The sequence below is a fragment of the Streptosporangium sp. NPDC003464 genome (assembly GCF_053588315.1).
Window position 1 is genome coordinate 20,972 of the sequence record NZ_JBSFPS010000060.1, and the last position, 18,724, is coordinate 39,695.

11 protein-coding genes are annotated in these 18,724 nt (G+C 71.9%); 6 read left to right on the plus strand and 5 right to left on the minus strand.

Annotated elements, in window-relative coordinates; genetic code table 11:
* Positions 1-101: 101 nt before the first annotated feature.
* The 3 genes from ACWDS7_RS16045 to ACWDS7_RS16055 all read right to left on the minus strand — a co-directional run bounded on the left by ACWDS7_RS16045 (position 102) and on the right by ACWDS7_RS16055 (position 7,037).
* On the minus strand, positions 102-2,615 hold the full coding sequence (locus tag ACWDS7_RS16045) for a glycoside hydrolase family 9 protein (protein WP_451929914.1): 2,514 nt from the start codon (positions 2,613-2,615) through the stop codon (positions 102-104).
* Positions 2,616-2,791: 176 nt separating this feature from the next.
* Complete coding sequence (locus tag ACWDS7_RS16050; protein WP_451929915.1) at positions 2,792-5,731, minus strand: glycoside hydrolase family 48 protein; 2,940 nt, start codon at positions 5,729-5,731, stop codon at positions 2,792-2,794.
* A gap of 220 nt (positions 5,732-5,951) precedes the next feature.
* Entirely contained in the window at positions 5,952-7,037 is a 1,086-nt protein-coding gene (locus tag ACWDS7_RS16055) for a LacI family DNA-binding transcriptional regulator (RefSeq protein ID WP_451929916.1), read from the minus strand.
* Between the two features lie 121 nt (positions 7,038-7,158).
* Between ACWDS7_RS16055 and ACWDS7_RS16060 the strand changes: the two genes are divergently transcribed.
* Genes ACWDS7_RS16060 through ACWDS7_RS16080 form a run of 5 tightly spaced genes read left to right on the plus strand, consistent with a single transcriptional unit; the run spans position 7,159 to position 14,008 of the window.
* Positions 7,159-8,931 carry a glycoside hydrolase family 13 protein gene (locus ACWDS7_RS16060; RefSeq protein ID WP_451929917.1) on the plus strand — a complete coding sequence of 591 codons (1,773 nt, stop codon included), beginning with the start codon at positions 7,159-7,161 and terminating at the stop codon, positions 8,929-8,931.
* Complete coding sequence (locus tag ACWDS7_RS16065; RefSeq protein WP_451929918.1) at positions 8,928-10,409, plus strand: alpha/beta hydrolase-fold protein; 1,482 nt, start codon at positions 8,928-8,930, stop codon at positions 10,407-10,409. The genes ACWDS7_RS16060 and ACWDS7_RS16065 overlap by 4 nt, the downstream gene beginning before the upstream one ends.
* An 11-nt stretch (positions 10,410-10,420) precedes the next feature.
* Positions 10,421-11,638, plus strand: a complete 1,218-nt coding sequence (locus ACWDS7_RS16070) for a sugar ABC transporter substrate-binding protein (RefSeq protein ID WP_306859899.1) — start codon at positions 10,421-10,423, stop codon at positions 11,636-11,638.
* A gap of 2 nt (positions 11,639-11,640) precedes the next feature.
* Complete coding sequence (locus ACWDS7_RS16075) at positions 11,641-13,155, plus strand: ABC transporter permease subunit (protein WP_451929919.1); 1,515 nt, start codon at positions 11,641-11,643, stop codon at positions 13,153-13,155.
* A gap of 1 nt (position 13,156) precedes the next feature.
* Positions 13,157-14,008, plus strand: coding sequence for a sugar ABC transporter permease (locus tag ACWDS7_RS16080; RefSeq protein ID WP_306859895.1), 852 nt, complete (start codon positions 13,157-13,159; stop codon positions 14,006-14,008).
* A 192-nt stretch (positions 14,009-14,200) separates the two neighbouring features.
* Here ACWDS7_RS16080 and ACWDS7_RS16085 read toward each other — a convergent pair whose 3' ends face one another.
* Complete coding sequence (locus tag ACWDS7_RS16085; RefSeq protein ID WP_451929920.1) at positions 14,201-15,616, minus strand: serine/threonine-protein kinase; 1,416 nt, start codon at positions 15,614-15,616, stop codon at positions 14,201-14,203.
* Complete coding sequence (locus ACWDS7_RS16090; protein ID WP_451929921.1) at positions 15,603-16,607, minus strand: LacI family DNA-binding transcriptional regulator; 1,005 nt, start codon at positions 16,605-16,607, stop codon at positions 15,603-15,605. The genes ACWDS7_RS16085 and ACWDS7_RS16090 overlap by 14 nt, the downstream gene beginning before the upstream one ends.
* Positions 16,608-16,965: 358 nt before the next feature.
* Between ACWDS7_RS16090 and ACWDS7_RS16095 the strand changes: the two genes are divergently transcribed.
* The coding region (locus ACWDS7_RS16095; protein ID WP_451929922.1) for a heavy metal translocating P-type ATPase at positions 16,966-18,724 on the plus strand (1,759 nt) is incomplete at its 3' end.

The window sequence follows — 18,724 nt, forward strand, 5'->3', positions numbered from 1 at the left end:
GAGCTACCTCGGTTCGGGGGACGGCCGGCCGGGCGAGGGTCCGTCACGCCCGGCCGGGGATCACGGGGGGTGGCCGAGTGCGGCACCCCGGACGCGAGGGGTCAGCTCGCGGCGCAGGTCACCGGGGCGGGGATGCCGTTGGCGCCGTTCTGGCCCGCGGTGAAGCCGAAGGACGTCGTGGCGTTCGGGGCGAGGGCGCCGTTCCAGGCGACGTTCCTGACCGACACCTCCGCCCCCGTCTGGGCGTGCGTGCCGTTCCAGAGCTGGCTGATCGTCTGGCCGTCGGGGAACCTCCAGGTCACGCTCCAGCCGTTGACGGCCGTGGCGCCCTCGTTCTTGACGGTCACCTCGGCCTGGAAGGCGCCCTGCCAGGAGTTGGTCACCCTGTAGGTGGCGGTGCAGCCGCCCGCCGGGGCCGCGGCCGTGGTGAAGGCGGTGCCCTCGGAGTCCGGCGAGGAGTTGCCCGCCGCGTCCCTGGCCACGACGTGGACGGTGTAGGCCGTCGCGGGGGTGAGCCCGGTGAGGTCGAAGGCGTTCGACGGGGCGGTCCCGACCTTCGCCGCGCCCCGGTAGACGTCGTAGCCGCTCACGCCGACGTTGTCGGTGGAGGCGGTCCAGGTCAGCCTGGCGGTGCTCCCGGTGACCGCGGAGACGGCGGGCTTGCCGGGCCTGGACGGCGCGACCTCGTCCTCCGTCGGCGGCGGCTCGTCGCCGGGCGGGTTGCCCCAGATCTTGGCCGTGCCGGCGTAGAGCGTCATGTTCGAGACGCGGACCGGGGTGGCGCCGGGGGTGGTGGCGACGCCCTTGTACGACCAGTCGTCGGACGGGTCCCACGTGCCGGTGCTCGCGATGCGGAACTGGACCTCGCGCCGGTGCTGCGACTGGCCCGCGGGGGCGATCGAGGTGCCGGAGCAGTCGACGGTGACGTAGTAGGTCTTCCCCGACAGCAGGGTCGGCCCGGTCGGCGCCTTGCACTGGTTGTAGGCGGAGGAGACGGTGACCTGGCCGGCGGTGGTGTCGCCGTCGAGGGTGAAGTAGTAGCGGAAGGAGCCGTCGGTCAGCGGGCGCGCGGGCCAGGCGGACTGGTTCCGGACGATCGCCTTGATCTCGGTGAACGTGGGGCCGGCGGCGTTCACCCCGGCCTCCAGGAAGATCTCGGGGCCGTCGGGGGTCTCGGCGGTGGGGAAGCCGGCCGCGGGGGCTCCGCCGTACTCCCGGTAGAGGCGGGCCAGGGCGCTGGTGAAGCCCGCGTTGTAGTCGGTGGCGACCTCGTTCATCACGTAGTCGTCGCGCCTGTCGGTGTACTTGTCGTCGGGGTCGGGCGGGCCGCCGACGAGCGCGCCGTACAGGGTGTGGCGGGTCTCGGCCGGATTGGTCATCTGGTCGGTCCAGGAGCCGTGCGCGGTGCGGTGGTGCGGGTTCTTCGGCGGGTTGGCGCCGAAACCGATCATGTAGGAGGAGTTGCGCGGGTTGTCGCCGAGCGCGTAGTCGATCTGCCGCTTGGCGAAGTCGTGATATCTCGCCTTACGTACCGTGTCGGTGATCGAGTCCGCGTGGACCAGCGCCGCGAACGAGGTGTTGGCCGCGTAGCGCAGCGACCCCCACCGGTCCAGCACGGCCTGGCCGCCCGGCGAGTACTTCACCCGCTGCCCGTTGACCCCGACCGTCCAGTAGTCGAGCCAGCGGTTGGCGTCGTCGAGATACTTCTGCCTCCCGGTCAGCTTGTGCAGCAGCACGTAGGCGCCGTAGGACTTGTCGTCCCAGGCGATCGTCCACTTGTAGGACCTGGTGGCCGACTGCGGCTCGGTGCCGAGGGTGTCGTAGTAGCTCTCGGCCTTGGCCAGGTAGGAGGCGTCGCCGGTGGCCCGGTTGAGCCAGATCGCCCCCCAGACCAGCTCGTCGTTGTAGCCGCTCCAGGAGTTGTAGTAGCCCTGCGCGTCGGAGATGCAGTCGCTGTACTTCCTGCGCACGGTGTCGGCGAAGGCGTAGAGCTGCCTGGCGTGCGTCACCAGCGTGTCGGCGTAGGCCGGGTCCGTCGGGCGGAAGACGATCGACGAGGCCGCCATCGCCGCGGCCGTCTCCCCGGCCAGGTCCGAGCCGCCGCAGGAGGCGTCGATCCTGTAGGCGGGCCGTTCCATCTGCATCGCCTCGGCCGGCCCCCACCAGGCGTGGTCCCTGCCGCCGTTGCCGACCTGCCCGTAGAGCACGTTCGGCGACGGATGGGCCTTGACGAAGTAGTCGTTGACGTACCTCAGGTTGTTCAGCAGATGGGTGAGCTGTCCGGAGGAGGTGTAGGCGTCGCGGTACTCCACCGCGCCCCAGGCCAGCATCGTCGCGCCGGCCGCCATCGGCAGGCCGAACTTGACGTGGTCGCCGGCGTCGTACCAGCCGCCGGTCAGGTCGAGCCCGGCGTCCTTGCCGTCGTCGAGCCCCGAGTCGCCGCGCCAGCCGACGCGGTTCCAGCTCGGCAGCCTCCCCGACTGCTGGGCCTCGTAGAACCAGATGGACTTCTGCAGTGCCTCGCCGTAGCTGAACGTCGCCGCGGTGGCCTGGGCGGCGGGCACTGGCACGGCCACCAGGGCCAGCAGGGCCAGCGCCGCCAGGGATCTCTTCATGGGGGTGCCTCTCGGAGGGGGCTCGGGACGGGGGTGCCTCTGGGAGGTGGTGCTCAGGGCGGGTGGGAGGTGGTGCTCGGGGCATGGCGGCAGGTCAGAGGTGCCGCCACGCCCCGAGGTCTCAGGGCGGAGCCGGCCGGCCCGCTGGTCGGTCAGCCGGCCGGCCGCTCAGCCGGTCAGGGGAAGAGCCGGCCGTACTCCGCCAGGGCGACGGCCACGTCGACCTGGGCCCAGAACCGGTGGTAGTTGAAGGACGGCGCGGGGCCGGTGCCCTTCAGGAACGCGTCCACCTTCGGCCAGTCCGGGTCGTTCTTGTAGAAGGACCGGATGGACAGGAAGGTCGAGCCGCTGTCGATCACGTCGCCGTTGGGCATCTTGCCGGTCCAGCCGGCCGGGACGTAGATCGGGTCGTCGAGGCGGTTGTAGTCGGCCTTGGTCTCGGCCACCGAGACGCCCTTGGCGTCCTGGTTGTTCTTCCACATGCCGTCGAGCAGGCCCTTGGCGACGCTCTTGGCCTTGGCGTCACCGGACTTGGCCGCGTAGTACATCAGCACCTTGGCGTAGGAGCCGGCCACGCCCACGTCGGAGGTGTAGTCCCGGATGCTGACGTGCAGCCCGGCGTTCGCCCCCGGACCGGCGGCGTTCCAGGTGTCGGGCTGGCCGGTCCACACCAGGGTCGAGGGGATCTGGAAGGTGCCGTCGGCGTTGACCGTGGTGTTGTCGGTGGCCCACTTGACCCACTTGTCCAGCAGGGCCTTGGCGTCGGCGTTGCCGGTCGCGTAGTAGAGCTCCGCGACCCGCTCCATCGACCAGGCCTGGAAGCCGAACCACTGGTTGGACGGCGGGTCGTGGTAGACCGGCTGCCAGTCGTAGGCCATGCCGTAGAAGGTCGGCAGCGTGGACGGCGGGGCCGCGTAGTGGCCCTGCCAGCTGTTGGTGGCGCCGCCGGCGATCGCGCCCTCGGTCGACTGCAGCCAGCGGTAGAACTCCAGCTGCCGCTTCAGGCTGGTGGTCCAGTCCTGTACGGCGGTCGCCCCCTTGGGCTTGAGCGCGTCCACGCTCGACAGCGCCCAGGCGGCCATCGGGTTCTGGTAGCCGGAGTGGTTGTGGCTGGAGCCGATCCGCCAGGCCCAGCCGGCGGAGGCGTCGAGCGCGCCGCCCCAGGCGTAGTACCAGCTCAGCAGGTAGGCCGAGCTGTCCTTGCCGGTGCCGGCCGGGCACGAGGTGCTCGTGCAGCCCTGCTTCTTGAAATACTTGTCGTACATCGCGTAGCGCAGGTAGTCGCCCATCTTCGCGGCCTTGCCGACCGAGGCGGCGACCTGCGACTCCTTGCCCTGCTCCTTGGCCCAGGTGTGCGCCCAGTAGGCCACCTGGACGGCGCGGGCGTCGGCGTCGGGGGCGTTGGTGTACTTCCACTGCTTGGCGTAGCTGCTGTCGCCGGTGAACAGGTCCAGGTAGCCGTTCTTGCCGCCGTGCTTGAAGGTGTCGCAGGAGGGCTGGGGGACGGTCTCGAAGACCGACTCCTCCGGGCCGCGCTGGTAGGTGTTGATGTAGGCGGGCTTGGCGGTCCCGTCGCCGCAGCGGCCGAAGCCGTAGGTGTTGTCCACATCCAGCAGCCAGTGCATGCCGTACACGTCGCTGGTGCCGTAGGCGCTCTTCAGCTCGCCCGCGATCGGGTCGCTGCCGACGCTCACGCCGCCGTCCAGCTTGGACGGGTACTGCCTGATGTCGTCCCACTCGCCGGCGTAGGTGGCGGGCTTGGAAGCGTTGTAGAAGGAGTTGGTCGGCTGGTCCGCGGTGGCCGGGATGATGTACTTCTCCATCGAGGCCCAGGCGTCGTTGAACCTGCTCCAGTCGCCGGTCACCTTGCCGTAGGCCGCCTCCAGCCACAGGTAGTAGCTGTAGGCCTCGGAGGTGGTCTCGTGCCCGTGGTCCGGCGCCTCGACCATGAAGGTCTCCACCGAGTGGTAGGGCACCCCCTGCGGGGAGAAGTAGCCGTTGGCCGGGTCCTTGAGCTTGTTGTACAGCGTGGTGAACCGCTTGACGTACTCGTTGCCGCCGCCCGTGCCGTCGTTGTCCACCTCGGTCGCGGTCGCCTTGGCCGAGGTGTGGCCGGTGGCGGTGGCGGTGAACTCCGCGCTGCCCGAGGTCTGGTCGGCGTCCTCGGCGGCGGCGATCCTGACCGTCTGGGCGGTGTTCCAGTTGGCGGGGGTGAAGGTCAGCGACCCGCCGGAGCCGACGGTCAGGTCGGTGTCGCCACCCGTCCTGGCGGTCGTCACGGTGACGTTCACGGCCGGGGCCTTGGAGAGCTTGACCGACAGGTCCGCGTTCCCGCCCTCGGGGACGGCGAGCGTGGCGGGGGTGAGGAGCACCGCGGGGGTGGTGTCCGCCTGGACGCTGATCCCGACCGGGGCGGAGGTCGTGGCCGCGCCCTTGTCGTCGGTCGCCCGCGCGGTGAGCGAGTAGTCGCCGGCGGGCACGGCCGCCCAGCTGTAGGCGTACGGGGCGCTGGTGTCGGTGCCCAGCAGCGTGGCGCCGTTGAAGAACTCGACTTTGGTGACCGTGCCGTCGCCGTCGGCGGCGTCGGCGGTGATGTCCACCGTGGCGGGCGCGGTGAAGGTGGCCCCCGCGACCGGCTTGGTGATCCTCGCGGTCGGCGGCTGGTTGACCGGGCCGGTGCCGCCGCAGGTGGTGCCGTTGATCGTGAAGGCGGTCGGCTTGGGGTTGCTCCCCGACCAGCTCCCGTTGAACCCGATGTTGGCCGAGGCGCCGGTGGCCAGGTTGCCGTTCCAGTCCAGGTTCTTGGCGGTGACGGCCTGGCCGCTCTGCGACCAGGTGGCGCTCCAGCCCTGGGTGACCTTCTGCGAGGCGTCGGGGAAGGTGAAACCGAGTGTCCAGCCGTTCAGCGGGTCGCCCAGGTTCTTGATCGCCACGCTGGCGGTGAAGCCGCCCTGCCAGTCGTTGGTCGTGTAGGTGACCTCGCAGGAGACGGCCGCGAGGGCGGGCGTGGCCGCCAGCGCGGTGGTCGTCCCGGCCGCCAGGCTGAGCAGCGCCAGCGCGGCGACCCGTCTCCGGAAGCGTGGGAGCGCTCCCGTTCTGGTGCGGAATCGAGGCATCGAAAAGGTCCTCCAGGGGTGGGGTCGGCACGGAGTCGCTGGTAGGGGCTTCGCGCCGGATCGAGCAAGGGAGAGAAAGAGTGGGAGCGCTCCCAAGCAGGATTCTGAGGACGGGCCACGGGATGTCAATGGCGTGCGCTCGGGGTTACGGCCGGGTTTCACCCGGCACGCCGCCAGGCTGCTGCGATCCGCCGGGACTGGTTCCGGTTCCGTGAAACTTTCAGGCCCCCGCGCCCCCGTGGCCGACGCCGCCCGTCTCGTGCGCCGCCGTCTCGTGTGCCGCCGCCCCGCGCGCCGCCGTCCCGCGCGCCGGCGGCCGGGCGGTCGAGGCGCGGACCACCAGCCGCGGCGTGAACACATGGTCCACGTGCGGTGCATGGTAGCCCTGCAGGCGCTGCCACATCGCCGTGGCCACGGCGGAGGCCATCTGCTCGATCGGCTGCTGCACGGTCGTCAGCGGCGGGTCGCCGTGCGCGGCCAGATAGGAGTCGTCATATCCGACGACCGACACGTCGTCGGGCACGCGGAGCCCCGCCTCGCGCACTCCCGCGACCGCGCCCAGCGCCATCAGGTCGCTTCCCGCGATCACCGCCGTGGCTCCCGCGGCCAGCAGCCGGCGGGCCGCCGCGTGCCCGCCGGTGAGCGAGTAGTCCGATTCGACGTGGAGGGCGTCGACCACCGAGCCGAACGACCTGCGCATCTCGCGGCGGTAGCCCATCAGCCGGTTCTGCGAGGGCCGGAGGTAACCCTGCCCGCCGGCCAGCCCGATCCGCACGTGCCCCAGCTCTCTCAGGTGCGCCACCGCCATCGCCGCCCCCGCGGCCTCGTCCGTCGTGACGGTCGAGACCGGCAGGTCGGGCACGTGCCCGCCGACCAGCACCATGGGGATGCGCCGCTGGTAGAGCTGCCAGTAGAAGCCGTGGTCGGCTGCGGGGTTGGCGTGCCGTCCCGAGATGAGCACCAGCCCCTGGATGCCCCGCCGTACCAGGGTGGAGATGTAGTCCAGCTCGGTCGGTCCCTTGGCGGTCGAGCTGCCTATCAGCGCGGTGACGCCGTGGCCGCCCAGCTTGGCCTCGATCGCGCCGGCCAGCACGGGGAAGATCGGGTTGTCCAGCTCGGGGACGATGATCCCGACGAACGGTTCGGTGACGGGCGCCGGTGCGACCAGGGCGTGCTCTCGCATACCCTCCAGAACCTTGGCCCGCAGCTCCTCGGACACGCCAGGTCTGTCGTTGAGCACCCGGCTGACCGTCGCGGCGCTCACTCCCACCAGGGAGGCGATCGTGCGGACTGAAGGTCGAGGCATGGGGAGACCCTTCGGGAAACCATTGAAACATGTTGCGAGATGTTGCGACGCCGTTTCGGCGGATCCTAGGCTCGCGGACACATCGAACCACGTGAACAGCATGTTTCGGAGCAATAACAGCATGGGCTATCGAGAAACACTCTGCAACACCTGGGCGCACCACGACGGCTCGCCGCTGTACGTCGCCGACCCCGCGCCGAGCCTCGGCGACCGGGTCGAGCTGTCCGTGCGCGTCGCCCACGCCCTGGGCGTCCGCCGGGTGTACGTCCGCACCGCCCCCGACGGCGAGCCGCGTTTCACCGAGGCGTCGATCGACAGGGTGAGCGACTCCGAGACGTGGTGGCGCTGCGGCGTCGAGATGGTCAACCCCGAGTGCGGCTACCGCTTCCTGCTGCACACCGCGGAGGGGCCGCTCTGGCTGACCGCGGCCGGGCTCTCGGCGCTGGACGTGCCGGACACCACCGACTTCATGCTGACCACCCACCCCGCGCCGCCCGCGTGGGCCGCCGGTTCGGTGATCTACCAGATCTTCCCCGACCGGTTCGCCCGCTCCGGGCGGGTCTCCGGTCCCGTGCCCGGCTGGGTACGGCAGGCCGAGTGGGACGACCCGATCCCGTGGGGCAGCCCGCACGCGTTGCAGCAGCTGTACGGCGGCGACCTGTGGGGCGTGGCCGAGCGCCTGGACCACATCGCCGAGCTGGGCGCGGACCTCCTCTACCTGACGCCGTTCTTCCCCGCCCGGTCCAACCACCGCTACGACGCGACCACATTCGAGCGGGTGGACCCGCTGCTCGGTGGGGACGAGGCGCTGCGCGCGCTGACCGGCGCCGCGCACGCGCGGGGCATGCGTGTGATCGGCGACATCACGCTCAACCACTCCGGCGACGGGCACGAGTGGTTCGCCGCGGAGAGCGCGGTGCGTGACGACTTCTACTACGTCGACGGCGACGACTACGCGACGTTCGCCGGGGTGAGGACGCTGCCCAAGTTCGACCACCGCTCGGCGGAGCTGCGCCGCCGGCTCTACGAGGGCCCGCGTTCGGTGATCGCCCGTTACCTGGAGGAGTTCGGTCTCGACGGCTGGCGGGTCGACGTCGCCCAGTCGGCGGGACGGCACGGCGGGATCGAGCTGAACGACCGGGTGGCCACGCTCACCCGGGAGACGATGTCGGGTCACGACGCGCTGCTGCTCGCCGAGCACCAGTTCGACGCCTCGCTGACGCTGCGCGGCACCGGCTGGCACGGCACCATGTCCTACGCCGGTTTCGCCCGTCCGGTCTGGTCGTGGCTGGCACGGGAACGGTCCACCGAGTTCTGGGGCGTGCCCGGCCCGATCCCGCACTACGGCGGAGCGGACCTGGCCGAGGTGATGCGCCGCTACTCGGCGCTGATCCCGTGGCGGGCCTACACGCACAACCTCACACTGCTCGACTCGCACGACACGGCCAGGTTCCGCTCGGTCGCCGGGCGCGAGCACCAGCACCTCGGCGCCGCCCTGCTGTTCACGCTGCCGGGCCTGCCGATGGTCTTCGCCGGGGACGAGGTCGGCGTCGAGGGTGTGCACCTGGAGGACGGACGCCGTCCCTTCCCCTGGGACAGGACCCGCTGGGACCGGGGCACCTACCAGGTCTACCGCGATCTGGTACGGCTGCGCCGCTCGCACGAGGCGCTGCGTACCGGTGGCCTGCGCTGGCTGCACGTGGCCGACGACACCGTCGTCTACGAGCGCGCGACCCCGGACCAGACCCTGCTCGTCCAGGTCAGCCGGGCCTCCCACCCGCCCGTCGCCGCCCCCGCCGCCGGGGTCAGCCTCACCGGCGGGTCCTCGCTGCGGCCCGGCCTGCCCATGCCCGCCGACGGGCCCGCCTTCCACGTCTGGGAGCTCGAAGCATGATCGACATCCTGCGCGGAGTCCGTTCCGCCGCGCTCGGCAACGCCCGCGACGTCTTCGTCTACACGCCGCCGGGCTATGACCCCGCCGCCGGGCCGTACCCCGTGGTCTACCTGCACGACGGCCAGCACGTGTTCGCCGGGGCCGGTCTCGATCCGAGCTGGCGGCTCGACGAGACGCTGGACGAGCTGATCGGCGGCCGGGCGCTGCCGCCGCTGGTCGCGGTCGGGGTCTCCAACGCCGGTGACGAGCGGGGCGCGGAGTACTCCCACATCGCGCCCTACCCGCGCGATCCCCGTGGCCTGTTCAGGGGTGAGCTGTACGAGCGATTCCTCATCGAGGAGCTGATGCCGCTCATCCGGTCCCGGTACGCGGTGACCGGCTCCGCCGAGGGCACCGCCGTCATGGGCTCGTCGATGGGCGGGCTGGTCAGCTACCACCTGGCCTTCCGGCGTCCCGACGTGTTCGGGCTGGCGGCGATCCTCTCGCCGTTCCTGGTGTTCGTCGATCCCGAGACGCTGGCGGAGACGCCCGTCTACCGGCGCTTCACCGAGCGCGGGCCCGGCCGGGTGTGGATCGACATCGGCGGGATGGAGGGGCTGATCACGGTGCACCACGCCCGTGAGCTCGCCGACCGGCTCGTCGAGCTGGGTTACGCGCCCGACGCGGAGCTGCGCTACCGGCACGAGCCCGGCGCGCCGCACCACGAGAGCGCGTGGCGGACGCGGGCGGCCAGCGCGCTGCTGCACCTGTTCGGGGCCGAGGGGCCGCCGGTCGAGCTCACCGCCGCCTCCGAGACGCTGACGGCCGGCGTGGGCGAGGTGATCGACGTCGCCCCCGTCGCCGTGCGCGCGGACGGTTGCGCCTACTCGGCACTCAGCGCCGAGATGACCTGGCAGCCCGCGGACCGGCTCGGACCCGCGGGCACCGCGCTGCTCGCGGCCACCGGTCCCGGCACCGCCGACGTCACGGCCACCGTGGGCGCGCTCACGGCCCGCCAGACGATCACTGTCGTGGACGGCGGGCCGACCGCGACGCTCGACGTCACCGTCCTCACCCCGCCCGGCACTCCCGACGGGGACACCGTCTACTTCTCCGGCCTCGTCACCACACGCGTCGCCCCCGGCGTCCACCACGGCCGGTGGCGGCTGCCCCGCGGGCTCGGGCTCAACGGCACCGTCGGCAGGGGCTGGCGCTGCGACGGGCTGGACGGGGCCGGCCTCCCGATCCGGGAGCCGCTCAGGCACGACGCCGACCGCCGCCTGACCGTCAAGGTCGAGGGATGGAGCGATCCGGAGCGGGACGACCCGCACAGGGGCTCGTCCCTCACCGGCGGGTCCGAGCAGGACGATCCGCGCCGGAGCCCGGCCCCCGCGGACGCGTCCGAGAGGCACGGCCCGCGCCGGAACCCGGCCCCCGCGGACGGACCCGACGCGTCCGGTCCGGACCCCGAAACCGACACCCCCCGCTCCGGATCATGAGGAGGACTCCGATGCGCATCACAGCTCCGACCCTGATGGGGCTCGCGCTCCTGACCGCCGGGTGCGCCGCCGATGTCCAGACCGGCCGGTCGGATCAGGCGTCCGGGCCCGCGCGGGCCACCGCGACGCTCACCGTCTGGGCCGACGACAGCCGGGCCAAGCCGCTCCAGGACCTCGCCGCGGCGTTCGAGCGGGACCGCGGCGTCAAGGTCAAGATCGTGCAGAAGGGCATGGGCGGCCTCCGCGACGACTTCGTCTCCCAGGCGCCGACGGGCCAGGGGCCCGACATGATCGTCGGGCCGCACGACTGGCTCGGCAAGCTCGTCCAGAACGGCGTCGTCGCGCCGATCGACCTCGGCGCCACGGCCTCGCGGTTCCCGAAGATCGCGCTCGACGCCATGCGCTACGAAGGCCAGACGTACGGCCTGCCGTACAGCATCGAGAGCGTCGCGCTCCTGCGCAACATGAAGCTCGCCCCCGAGCGGCCCAAGACGTTCGACGAGCTGGTGGCGGCGGGCGGCGAACTGGTGCGCGAGGGGAAGGCGACGTTCCCCGTCGGGCTGCCCGTCGATCCCAAGGCGGGCTCGCCCTACCATCTCTACCCGTTGCAGACCTCCTTCGGCTCCTCCGTGTTCGACGGCGGCGAGCTGGCGATCGACAACCCCGGGGGCCTGAAGTTCGCCGCCTATCTCAGGCGGCTCGCCGAGGCCAAGGTCATCTCCACCTCGCTGAGCGGTGAGATCGCGACCAACGCCTTCCGTGAGGGCCGGACGCCCTACCTGATCACCGGGCCGTGGGACGCGCCCGCGCTCGCCAAGGCCGGGGTGCCGTTCGCGGTCGAGCCGGTCCCGCCGGCGGGACCGGAGCCGGCCAGGCCCTTCGTCGGTGTCCAGGGGTTCTACGTCAGCGCGAAGTCGGCCAATCCGATCCTGGCCAACGACTTCCTGCTCAACTACCTGGCCACCCCCGAGGCGCAGCGCGCGCTGTACGCGGCGGGCGGCCGGCCCCCGGCGATGACGTCGGTGCGCGAGGAGCTCCGCGGCGACCTGGTGATGACCGGCTTCGCCGACGCGACGCTGGCCGGTGAACCCGCGCCGAACGTGCCGGCCATGGACGCGGTCTGGGGCGACTGGGGGCTGTCGCAGCTCGCCGTCATCACCGGCGACGGCGACCCGGCCAAGCTGACCGAGGGCGCCGCCGACCGCATCCGCGCGAAGATCGCGAACTGACGATGGCGGCACGTACTCTCAGCGGCGCGGTGGTGGCCAAGCTGGCCGTCCTCGGCGTGGTCGACGCGCTCGCGGTCTACGGGCTGGTGGCGCTGGGCGGCCGGCGGTCGTGGTGGCTGTTCGCCGCGATGCTCGCGGGCACGGCCGCGGTCAATGTGATCTACCTGGGCAGCCGGCGGGTCCCGGCGAAGTATCTCGCGCCAGGGGTGATCCTGCTGCTCGTCTACCAGGTCTACGTCGTCCTCTACACCGGCTACGCCGCGTTCACGAACTACGGCGACGGGCACAACGGCACCAAGCAGGACGCCGTCGCGGCGATCCTGGCCGCGAGCGAGACCCGGGTCCCCGGTGCCGCCGCCCGGCCGATCAGGGTGGTCGAGCGCGACGGGGAGCTCGGCTTCCTGGTGGACGGGCCGGGCGGCGCCCGGGTCGGCTCCGCCGTACGGCCGCTGGAACCCGTCGCGGCCCCGGGCGGCGGCGTCGCGGGGGCCGGCGGGTGGCGGACGCTGCCCTACGGCGAGATCGTCGCGAGGCAGGCCGAGATCACCGCGCTGCGCGTGCCCGTCCCCGGTGAGGGAAACCTGCGCACGTCCGACGCGGTGACCGCCGCGCTGTACCGCTCGACGCTCCGCTACGACGGACGCGCCGACACCGTCACCGACCCACGCACCGGCGTGACCTACCGCGACGACGGCCACGGCCGGTTCGCGGCGCCGGGCGGCGCGGTGCTCAGCCCGGGATGGAAGGTGTTCGTGGGGTTCGAGAACTTCCTCACCGTCCTGACGGATCCGAGCATCAGGGCGCCGTTCCTCGGCGTCCTCGTCTGGACCTTCGCCTTCGCCGGGCTCTCCGTCGGCCTGACCTTCGCCATCGGGCTCGGCCTGGCCCTGGTGCTGGGCCGGCCGGAGCTGCGGGGGCTGCGGGCCTACCGCTCGCTGCTGGTGCTGCCCTACGCCTTCCCCGCCTTCATGGCCGCCATCCTCTGGCAGGGCCTGCTCAACCCCGACCACGGCTTCGTCAACGCGGTGCTGCTCGGCGGCGGCCACCTGCCCTGGCTCACCGACCCCTGGCTGGCCAAGCTCAGCGTGCTGGCCGTCAACGTCTGGATCGGCTTCCCGTACATGTTCCTCATCTGCACCGGCGCGCTGCAGGCCATCCCGCCCGCGCTCACCGAGGCCGCGCAGATCGACGGCGCGAGCCCGTGGCGGGTACTGCGCGAGATCAAGCTGCCGATGCTGCTGGCCTCGACCACGCCGGTGCTGGTCGCGACCTTCGCGTTCAACTTCAACAACTTCAACGTGATCTACATGCTCACCGGCGGCGGGCCCAGGGACGCCCGGTCGCCCGTCGACGTCGGCTCGACCGACCTGCTCATCTCGCTGGTCTACAAGCTGGCCTTCGGCGGCAGCGCCCGGAACTACGGGCTGGCGTGCGCGGTCTCCATCCTCATCTTCGCCGTCATCGCGGCGATCTCGCTCGCCGGGTTCCGCCGGGCGCGCAGGCTGGAGGCGAGCTGAGATGGGCCGCTGGTTCCTCAGGTACGGCTGGCGTCACCTCGTCGGAGCCGCCGCCGTCGTCGTGGCGCTGTTCCCGTTGGTGTTCGTGGCCGCCGCCTCGGTCAACCCGAGCGGCACACTGACCGGGTCCAACGACCTGTTCGCCGACCCGACGGCGGAGCACTACCGGACCCTCTTCACCGATCCGCTGCATCCGTTCGGAAGCTGGTTCGCCAATTCGATGGCCGTCGGCGTGACCACGGCGGCGGGGTCGGTCTTCCTCGGCGCCTGCGCGGCCTACGCCTTCTCCCGTTTCCGGTTCAGGGGCCGCCGGGCCGGACTGCTCGGACTCGTGTTCGTCCAGCTCTTCCCGCAGCTCCTCGCCTATGTGGCGATCTTCCTGCTGCTGTCGGAGCTCAAGGAGGTCTTCCCGGCGATCGGCCTGGGCAGCAGGCTCGGCCTGGTCATGGTCTATCTGGGGGGCGCGCTCGGCGTGAACACCTACCTGATGAAGGGCTTCTTCGACACGGTTCCGAAGGAACTGGACGAGTCCGCGCAGATCGACGGGGCCTCGCACGCCCAGGTCTTCTTCCGCGTGCTGCTGCCGCTGGTCGCGCCGATCCTCGTCGTCGTCGCGCTGTTCTCGTTCGTGGCGACGCTCAACGACTTCGTCATCGCCGGACTGGTGCTGACCGACCCCGACCAGCAGACGCTCGCGGTCGGCCTGTACCAGCTCGTCTCCTACAAGCTCGGCCAGAACTGGGGGGTGTTCGCCGCCGGCGCGCTGATCGGCGCGCTGCCGGTGCTCGTGCTCTTCCAGTTCCTGCAGCGTTTCATCGTCAGCGGCCTGACCAGCGGGGCGGTCAAGAGCTGACCACCGGGAGCCGCCGGACCGCGGTCTGATTCCGGATACGCGGATCAGACCGCGGGGATGTCGTGATCCACCCCGAACGTGATCCACCCCGAACGTGATCCACCCCGAACGTGATCCGCACCGAACGTGGTCCACCCCGAACGTGATCCGCACCGAACGCGGTCCACCCCGAACGCGGTCCCGTCCGGCGGTTCACCCGGCCAGTGCGACCGCCACGAGCTGGAGCTGCGACTCCAGGGCCTGGCGGAACTCGTCGGACAGGGAGCCCTCCCGGTGCCGGTCGGCGATCTTCCCCCGGACCGTGGTGAGATCTCGGGAGCAGCAGACGCTGTCGGCCAGCACCTGTCGCAGGTCCAGCGCCACGTCGGGGCGGATCCCGCCCTTGTCCTCGCCCTCGGCCAGCAGCGCGTTGAAGCGCCGCACGCTCTGGCCGAGGCTCGGCACCGACGATCGGATCACCTTCACCCACGGGGGCGTCCGCGGGGCGTGCTCCGTCTCGGCCGTCCGGGGGACGGGCAGGTCGCGGCCCCGGCCGGAGGTCGCGGCCGGGTCGGGGCGCGCGGTGGGGGCGAGGGTCGTGGTGGGCGCGGGGGTGGCCTGGGTGGGGCCCAGGGTCGTGGTGGGCGCGGTGGCCGGCGCGGTGCCCAGCGCCGTGCCGGGGCCCAGGACGGTGGTGAGCTGGCTCCACACCAGAGCCCCGGCGACCAGCACCGCGCCCGCCGCCATCACCGTCCAGCGCATGACCAGGGTGCCCGCGCCCCGGCGGCCCCCGGCGAGCGCCTTGGTGAGGGCGGCGGCCGTCTCCTGGGCCTTCGGCCGGTTCTCCGGCTCCGGGGAGAGGCAGCTCGCGCAGAGCGCGGCGACCTCGGCGGGCAGCCCCGGGGCGCAGGCGGCGGGCGGCGGCCCCACCCGCCGGACGTTCTCGATCTCCTCCCAGGTCCGCTCCGGGTACGGCGTGCTGCCGGTGAGCATCTCGAACAGCAGCACGCCGAGCGCGTAGACGTCGCTCGCCGGGTCGGCGGTCCTGCCGGTCAGCCGCTCGGGGGCGACATAGGGGGGCGTGCCGTAGTCGGAGGCGCCGTCCTCGCCGTCCTCGCCGATGAACGCCGCGATGCCGAAGTCGAGCAGCTTGGCGCCGGACGCGGTCAGCAGCACGTTCTCGGCGGTGACGTCCCGGTGGACGATGCCCCGCTCGTGGGCGGCGGCCAGCACGTTGGCCAGCCGGGCGGCGATCAGTGCCGCCTCCGCCCACGGCAGCGGGCCCTCGATGATCCGGTCGGACAGCGGGCGCCCCTCAAGCAGCCGCATCACCACGTAGGCGGCGAGACGGCCGTGCGGGGTCACCGTCTCCCCGTAGTCGTAGACCTCGATCGCGTCGGGGTGGATGAGCCGCGCGGTGGCGCGGGCCTCGCGGCGGATGAGCTCGCGGCCCCCGCGGTCGGCGCCGATCTCGCCGTCCAGCACCTTGACCGCGACCAGCCGCTGCAGGGACTGGTCGAAGGCCCGCCAGATGACGCTCATGCCGCCCGACGCGATGGGCTCCAGCAGCAGGTACCGGCGGGTGAGCACCTCTCCCGCGCGGAGTCCGCCGGGCTCAGGCGGACTCACGGACCACCAGCTCAGTGGGGAGCATCGGGTTATTCCCGGGGGCGTCGGACGAGGTCATCGAGAGCAGCAGCAGCCGGGTGGCGAGCGCGGCGAACTCCTCCACGGGCTGGCGGACTGTGGTGAGCGGGGGAGAGGTCCGCCGGGCGACGGGGGCGTCGTCGAAGCCGATCACGGCCACGTCCTCGGGCACCCGGCGCCCGGTGCGGCGCAGGGTCTGGATGGCCGCCGCGGCCATCACGTCGGAGGCGGCGAACACGGCGTCGACGTGCGGCATCCGGCGCAGCAGCCACTGCATGCCGTGCACCCCCGAGGAGTGGGTGAAGTCGCCGTAGGCCACCGGCACGCCGGTCATCCCGGCCAGGGCGAGGGTCTGCACGAAGCCGTCGAGCCGGTCCCGTGCCGCGGGCAGGCCGGGCGGCCCGGCGATGACGCCGACGGCCCGCCGGCCGCCGAGGAGGAAGTGCTCGGCCGCCTGCCTGCCGCCGTCGCGGTTGTCCATGTCGACGTGCGGTATGTCGATGCCGTCCGGCGGGCGGCCCGCGCTCCGCACGGGGATGCCGGAGGCGGCCAGGGTCACCGCGAGCGGATGCCGGTCCCGCGCGCCGATCAGCAGGACGCCGTCGACCCCTCCGGCGACGAGCGGGGGCGTGGCGATGGTGGCGGTGGCGGCGGTGGCCGTCATCACCGCGAGCGGCATGCCGTGGCCGGTGAGCACCTCCTCCGCCGCCGTGATCATCCTCGCGTAGAAAGGCTCGGTGAACAGCCGGTGTGCGGGCTCGCAGACCACGACGGCCACGACCTGGTCGGACCGGCGGCCGGCCCCGCCCCGGGGCGCGCGGTGCCGTACGTAGCCGAGACGCGAGATCGCGTCATGCACCTGCCTGCGGGTCGATGTGCTGACCCTGACTGAACCGGTGAGTACCCGGGAGGCGGTCGCAGGGGAGACCCCTGCTTCTGCCGCGACCTGGGCAAGTGTGGGTAGATCAGACATAACTTCCTCCACACCAAGATGCCGCACAGGTGGGAGCGCTCCCAGTGAACGTAGCATTGTTTCAGAAGTGTCAAAAGATGTTTCCGAAAAATCACCACATGTGAGTCAAGTTCACTCTGACAGCTGTCAGGGAAGCATGATTTTTCCGGCAGGCCCCGCGCTGTGGTCGCCGCAGTGGCGACCGGGCTCCGGCGGGTGCTGCGGCAACGGCTTCACGGACGTTGCCGGCCTGCCCGGACAGGCCGAGGCTTTGGAGGCGTTAGTCCTTGTCCGTATGTGCCGATCGGCCCTATGCCCGCCGGGTGCGTGCACCCACCGTGAGAGGTGAGGGACCGAGCAAACCGCCGGGAGGCCGACCGTGACGGATCATCTCCACGCCCGCCGCGGCGGCGGCAAGGAACACAGCACCGCGATCCTGGACGTCAGCGGATTGCGGTGGGCCTCGGAGCAGAACGTCGTGGTGGCCGTGCTCGGCCGCAGGCCCGGGGTGCTGCAGGTGGAGGTCAACCCGGTGGCCCAGACGGCGACCGTGGTGTTCGACCCGGCCCGCACCTGCCTGGCCGAGTTGCGCACGTGGGTGATCGAGTGCGGCTACCACTGCGCCGGCCAGTCGGTGCCCTCCCACATCTGCGACCCGATGATCGAGCCTGACCCGCCGGTGTCCGGCCCCGCGGGGCTTTTGACGGCCTCCGCGGACACCGCCGTGCTGCCGCAGCGGCCCGTCCGCGGCGACGGTGCGCGCGCGGGGCCCGCAGGGGACGCGGCCGGTTCCGGGACCGCGGCCGGTTCCGGGACCGCCGTCCGTCAAGCGCCCGCCGGTCGCGCGGTACCGGCCGATCACGCCGGTCACGGCGGGACGCGGACCGCGCCTTCCACGCACGAGATGACGGGGCACGGCGGGATGTCGATGGCCGTGATGGTGGCCGACATGCGCGACCGGTTCCTGGTGGCGCTGCTGTTCTCGATCCCGATCGTGGCCTGGTCGCCGATCGGTACCGAGGTGCTCGGCTTGAACCTGCCGGTGCCGTTCGGGCTGCGCCGGGACGTGTGGGCGCTGCTGCTCAGCCTGCCGGTGATCCTCTACTCATGCTGGATCTTCTTCACCGGGGCGGTGCGCGCGCTGCGGGCCCGCACGCTGGACATGATGGTGCTGGTCGCGGTGGCGGTCGGCGCGGGCTGGCTGTACTCGGTGATCGTGACCCTCACCGGCGGCGGCGAGGTCTTCTACGAGGCCGCCACCGTGCTGGCCGCCTTCGTGCTGCTGGGCCACTGGTTCGAGATGCGGGCCCGCGGCGGCGCCAACGACGCCATCCGCACCCTGCTCGACCTGGCCCCGCCCAAGGCGGTCGTCGTCCGCGACGGCCGGCCGGTCGAGGTGCCCACCGCCGAGGTCGTCGCCGGCGACCTGCTGCTGGTCCGCCCCGGAGCGAAGATCCCGGTCGACGGGGTCGTCGAGGACGGCGACAGCGAGGTTGACGAGTCCGTGGTCACCGGCGAGAGCCTGCCGGTGCACAAACAGCCGGCATCCGCCGTCGTCGGCGCGACCATCAACCGCAACGGCACCCTGCGGGTACGGGCCACCAAGGTCGGAGCCGACACCGCCCTGGCCCAGATCGTCAAACTCGTCCAGCAAGCCCAGAACTCCAAAGCCCCCGGGCAGCGGCTGGCCGACCGGGCGGCCTTCTGGCTGGTCCTCGTCGCGCTGATCGGCGGCGCGCTCACCTTCGCCGCCTGGTCCCTGCTCGCCGATGCGCCGTTCGGGGTGGCGATCCTGTTCGCCATCACCGTCGTGGTCATCACCTGCCCGGACGCGCTCGGCCTCGCGACCCCTACTGCGATCATGGTCGGTACCGGGCTCGGCGCCAAGCGGGGCGTACTGTTCAAGAACGCGATCGCGCTGGAGACCTCCGCCCGCCTCCAGGTCGTGGTGATGGACAAGACCGGCACCCTGACCAAGGGCGAACCGGAGGTCACCGACGTCATCACCGAAGGGATCGCCGCCGACGAACTGCTGCGACTGGCGGCCGCGGTCGAGCGGGAGTCCGAACACCCGCTGGCCGAGGCGCCGCCTACCGCGAGTGGCCGCTGTTCGCCTCGCTGCTGGACAACGTGGAGAT

What these genes read in the sequence shown, in the direction of transcription:
- ACWDS7_RS16045 (WP_451929914.1), bottom strand. Translation starts at nt 2,615, where the DNA reads ATGAAGAGATCCCTGGCGGCGCTGGCCCTGCTGGCCCTGGTGGCCGTG.
- ACWDS7_RS16050 (WP_451929915.1), bottom strand. Translation starts at nt 5,731, where the DNA reads ATGCCTCGATTCCGCACCAGAACGGGAGCGCTCCCACGCTTCCGGAGA.
- ACWDS7_RS16055 (WP_451929916.1), bottom strand. Translation starts at nt 7,037, where the DNA reads ATGCCTCGACCTTCAGTCCGCACGATCGCCTCCCTGGTGGGAGTGAGC.
- ACWDS7_RS16060 (WP_451929917.1), top strand. Translation starts at nt 7,159, where the DNA reads ATGGGCTATCGAGAAACACTCTGCAACACCTGGGCGCACCACGACGGC.
- ACWDS7_RS16065 (WP_451929918.1), top strand. Translation starts at nt 8,928, where the DNA reads ATGATCGACATCCTGCGCGGAGTCCGTTCCGCCGCGCTCGGCAACGCC.
- ACWDS7_RS16070 (WP_306859899.1), top strand. Translation starts at nt 10,421, where the DNA reads ATGCGCATCACAGCTCCGACCCTGATGGGGCTCGCGCTCCTGACCGCC.
- ACWDS7_RS16075 (WP_451929919.1), top strand. Translation starts at nt 11,641, where the DNA reads ATGGCGGCACGTACTCTCAGCGGCGCGGTGGTGGCCAAGCTGGCCGTC.
- ACWDS7_RS16080 (WP_306859895.1), top strand. Translation starts at nt 13,157, where the DNA reads ATGGGCCGCTGGTTCCTCAGGTACGGCTGGCGTCACCTCGTCGGAGCC.
- ACWDS7_RS16090 (WP_451929921.1), bottom strand. Translation starts at nt 16,607, where the DNA reads ATGTCTGATCTACCCACACTTGCCCAGGTCGCGGCAGAAGCAGGGGTC.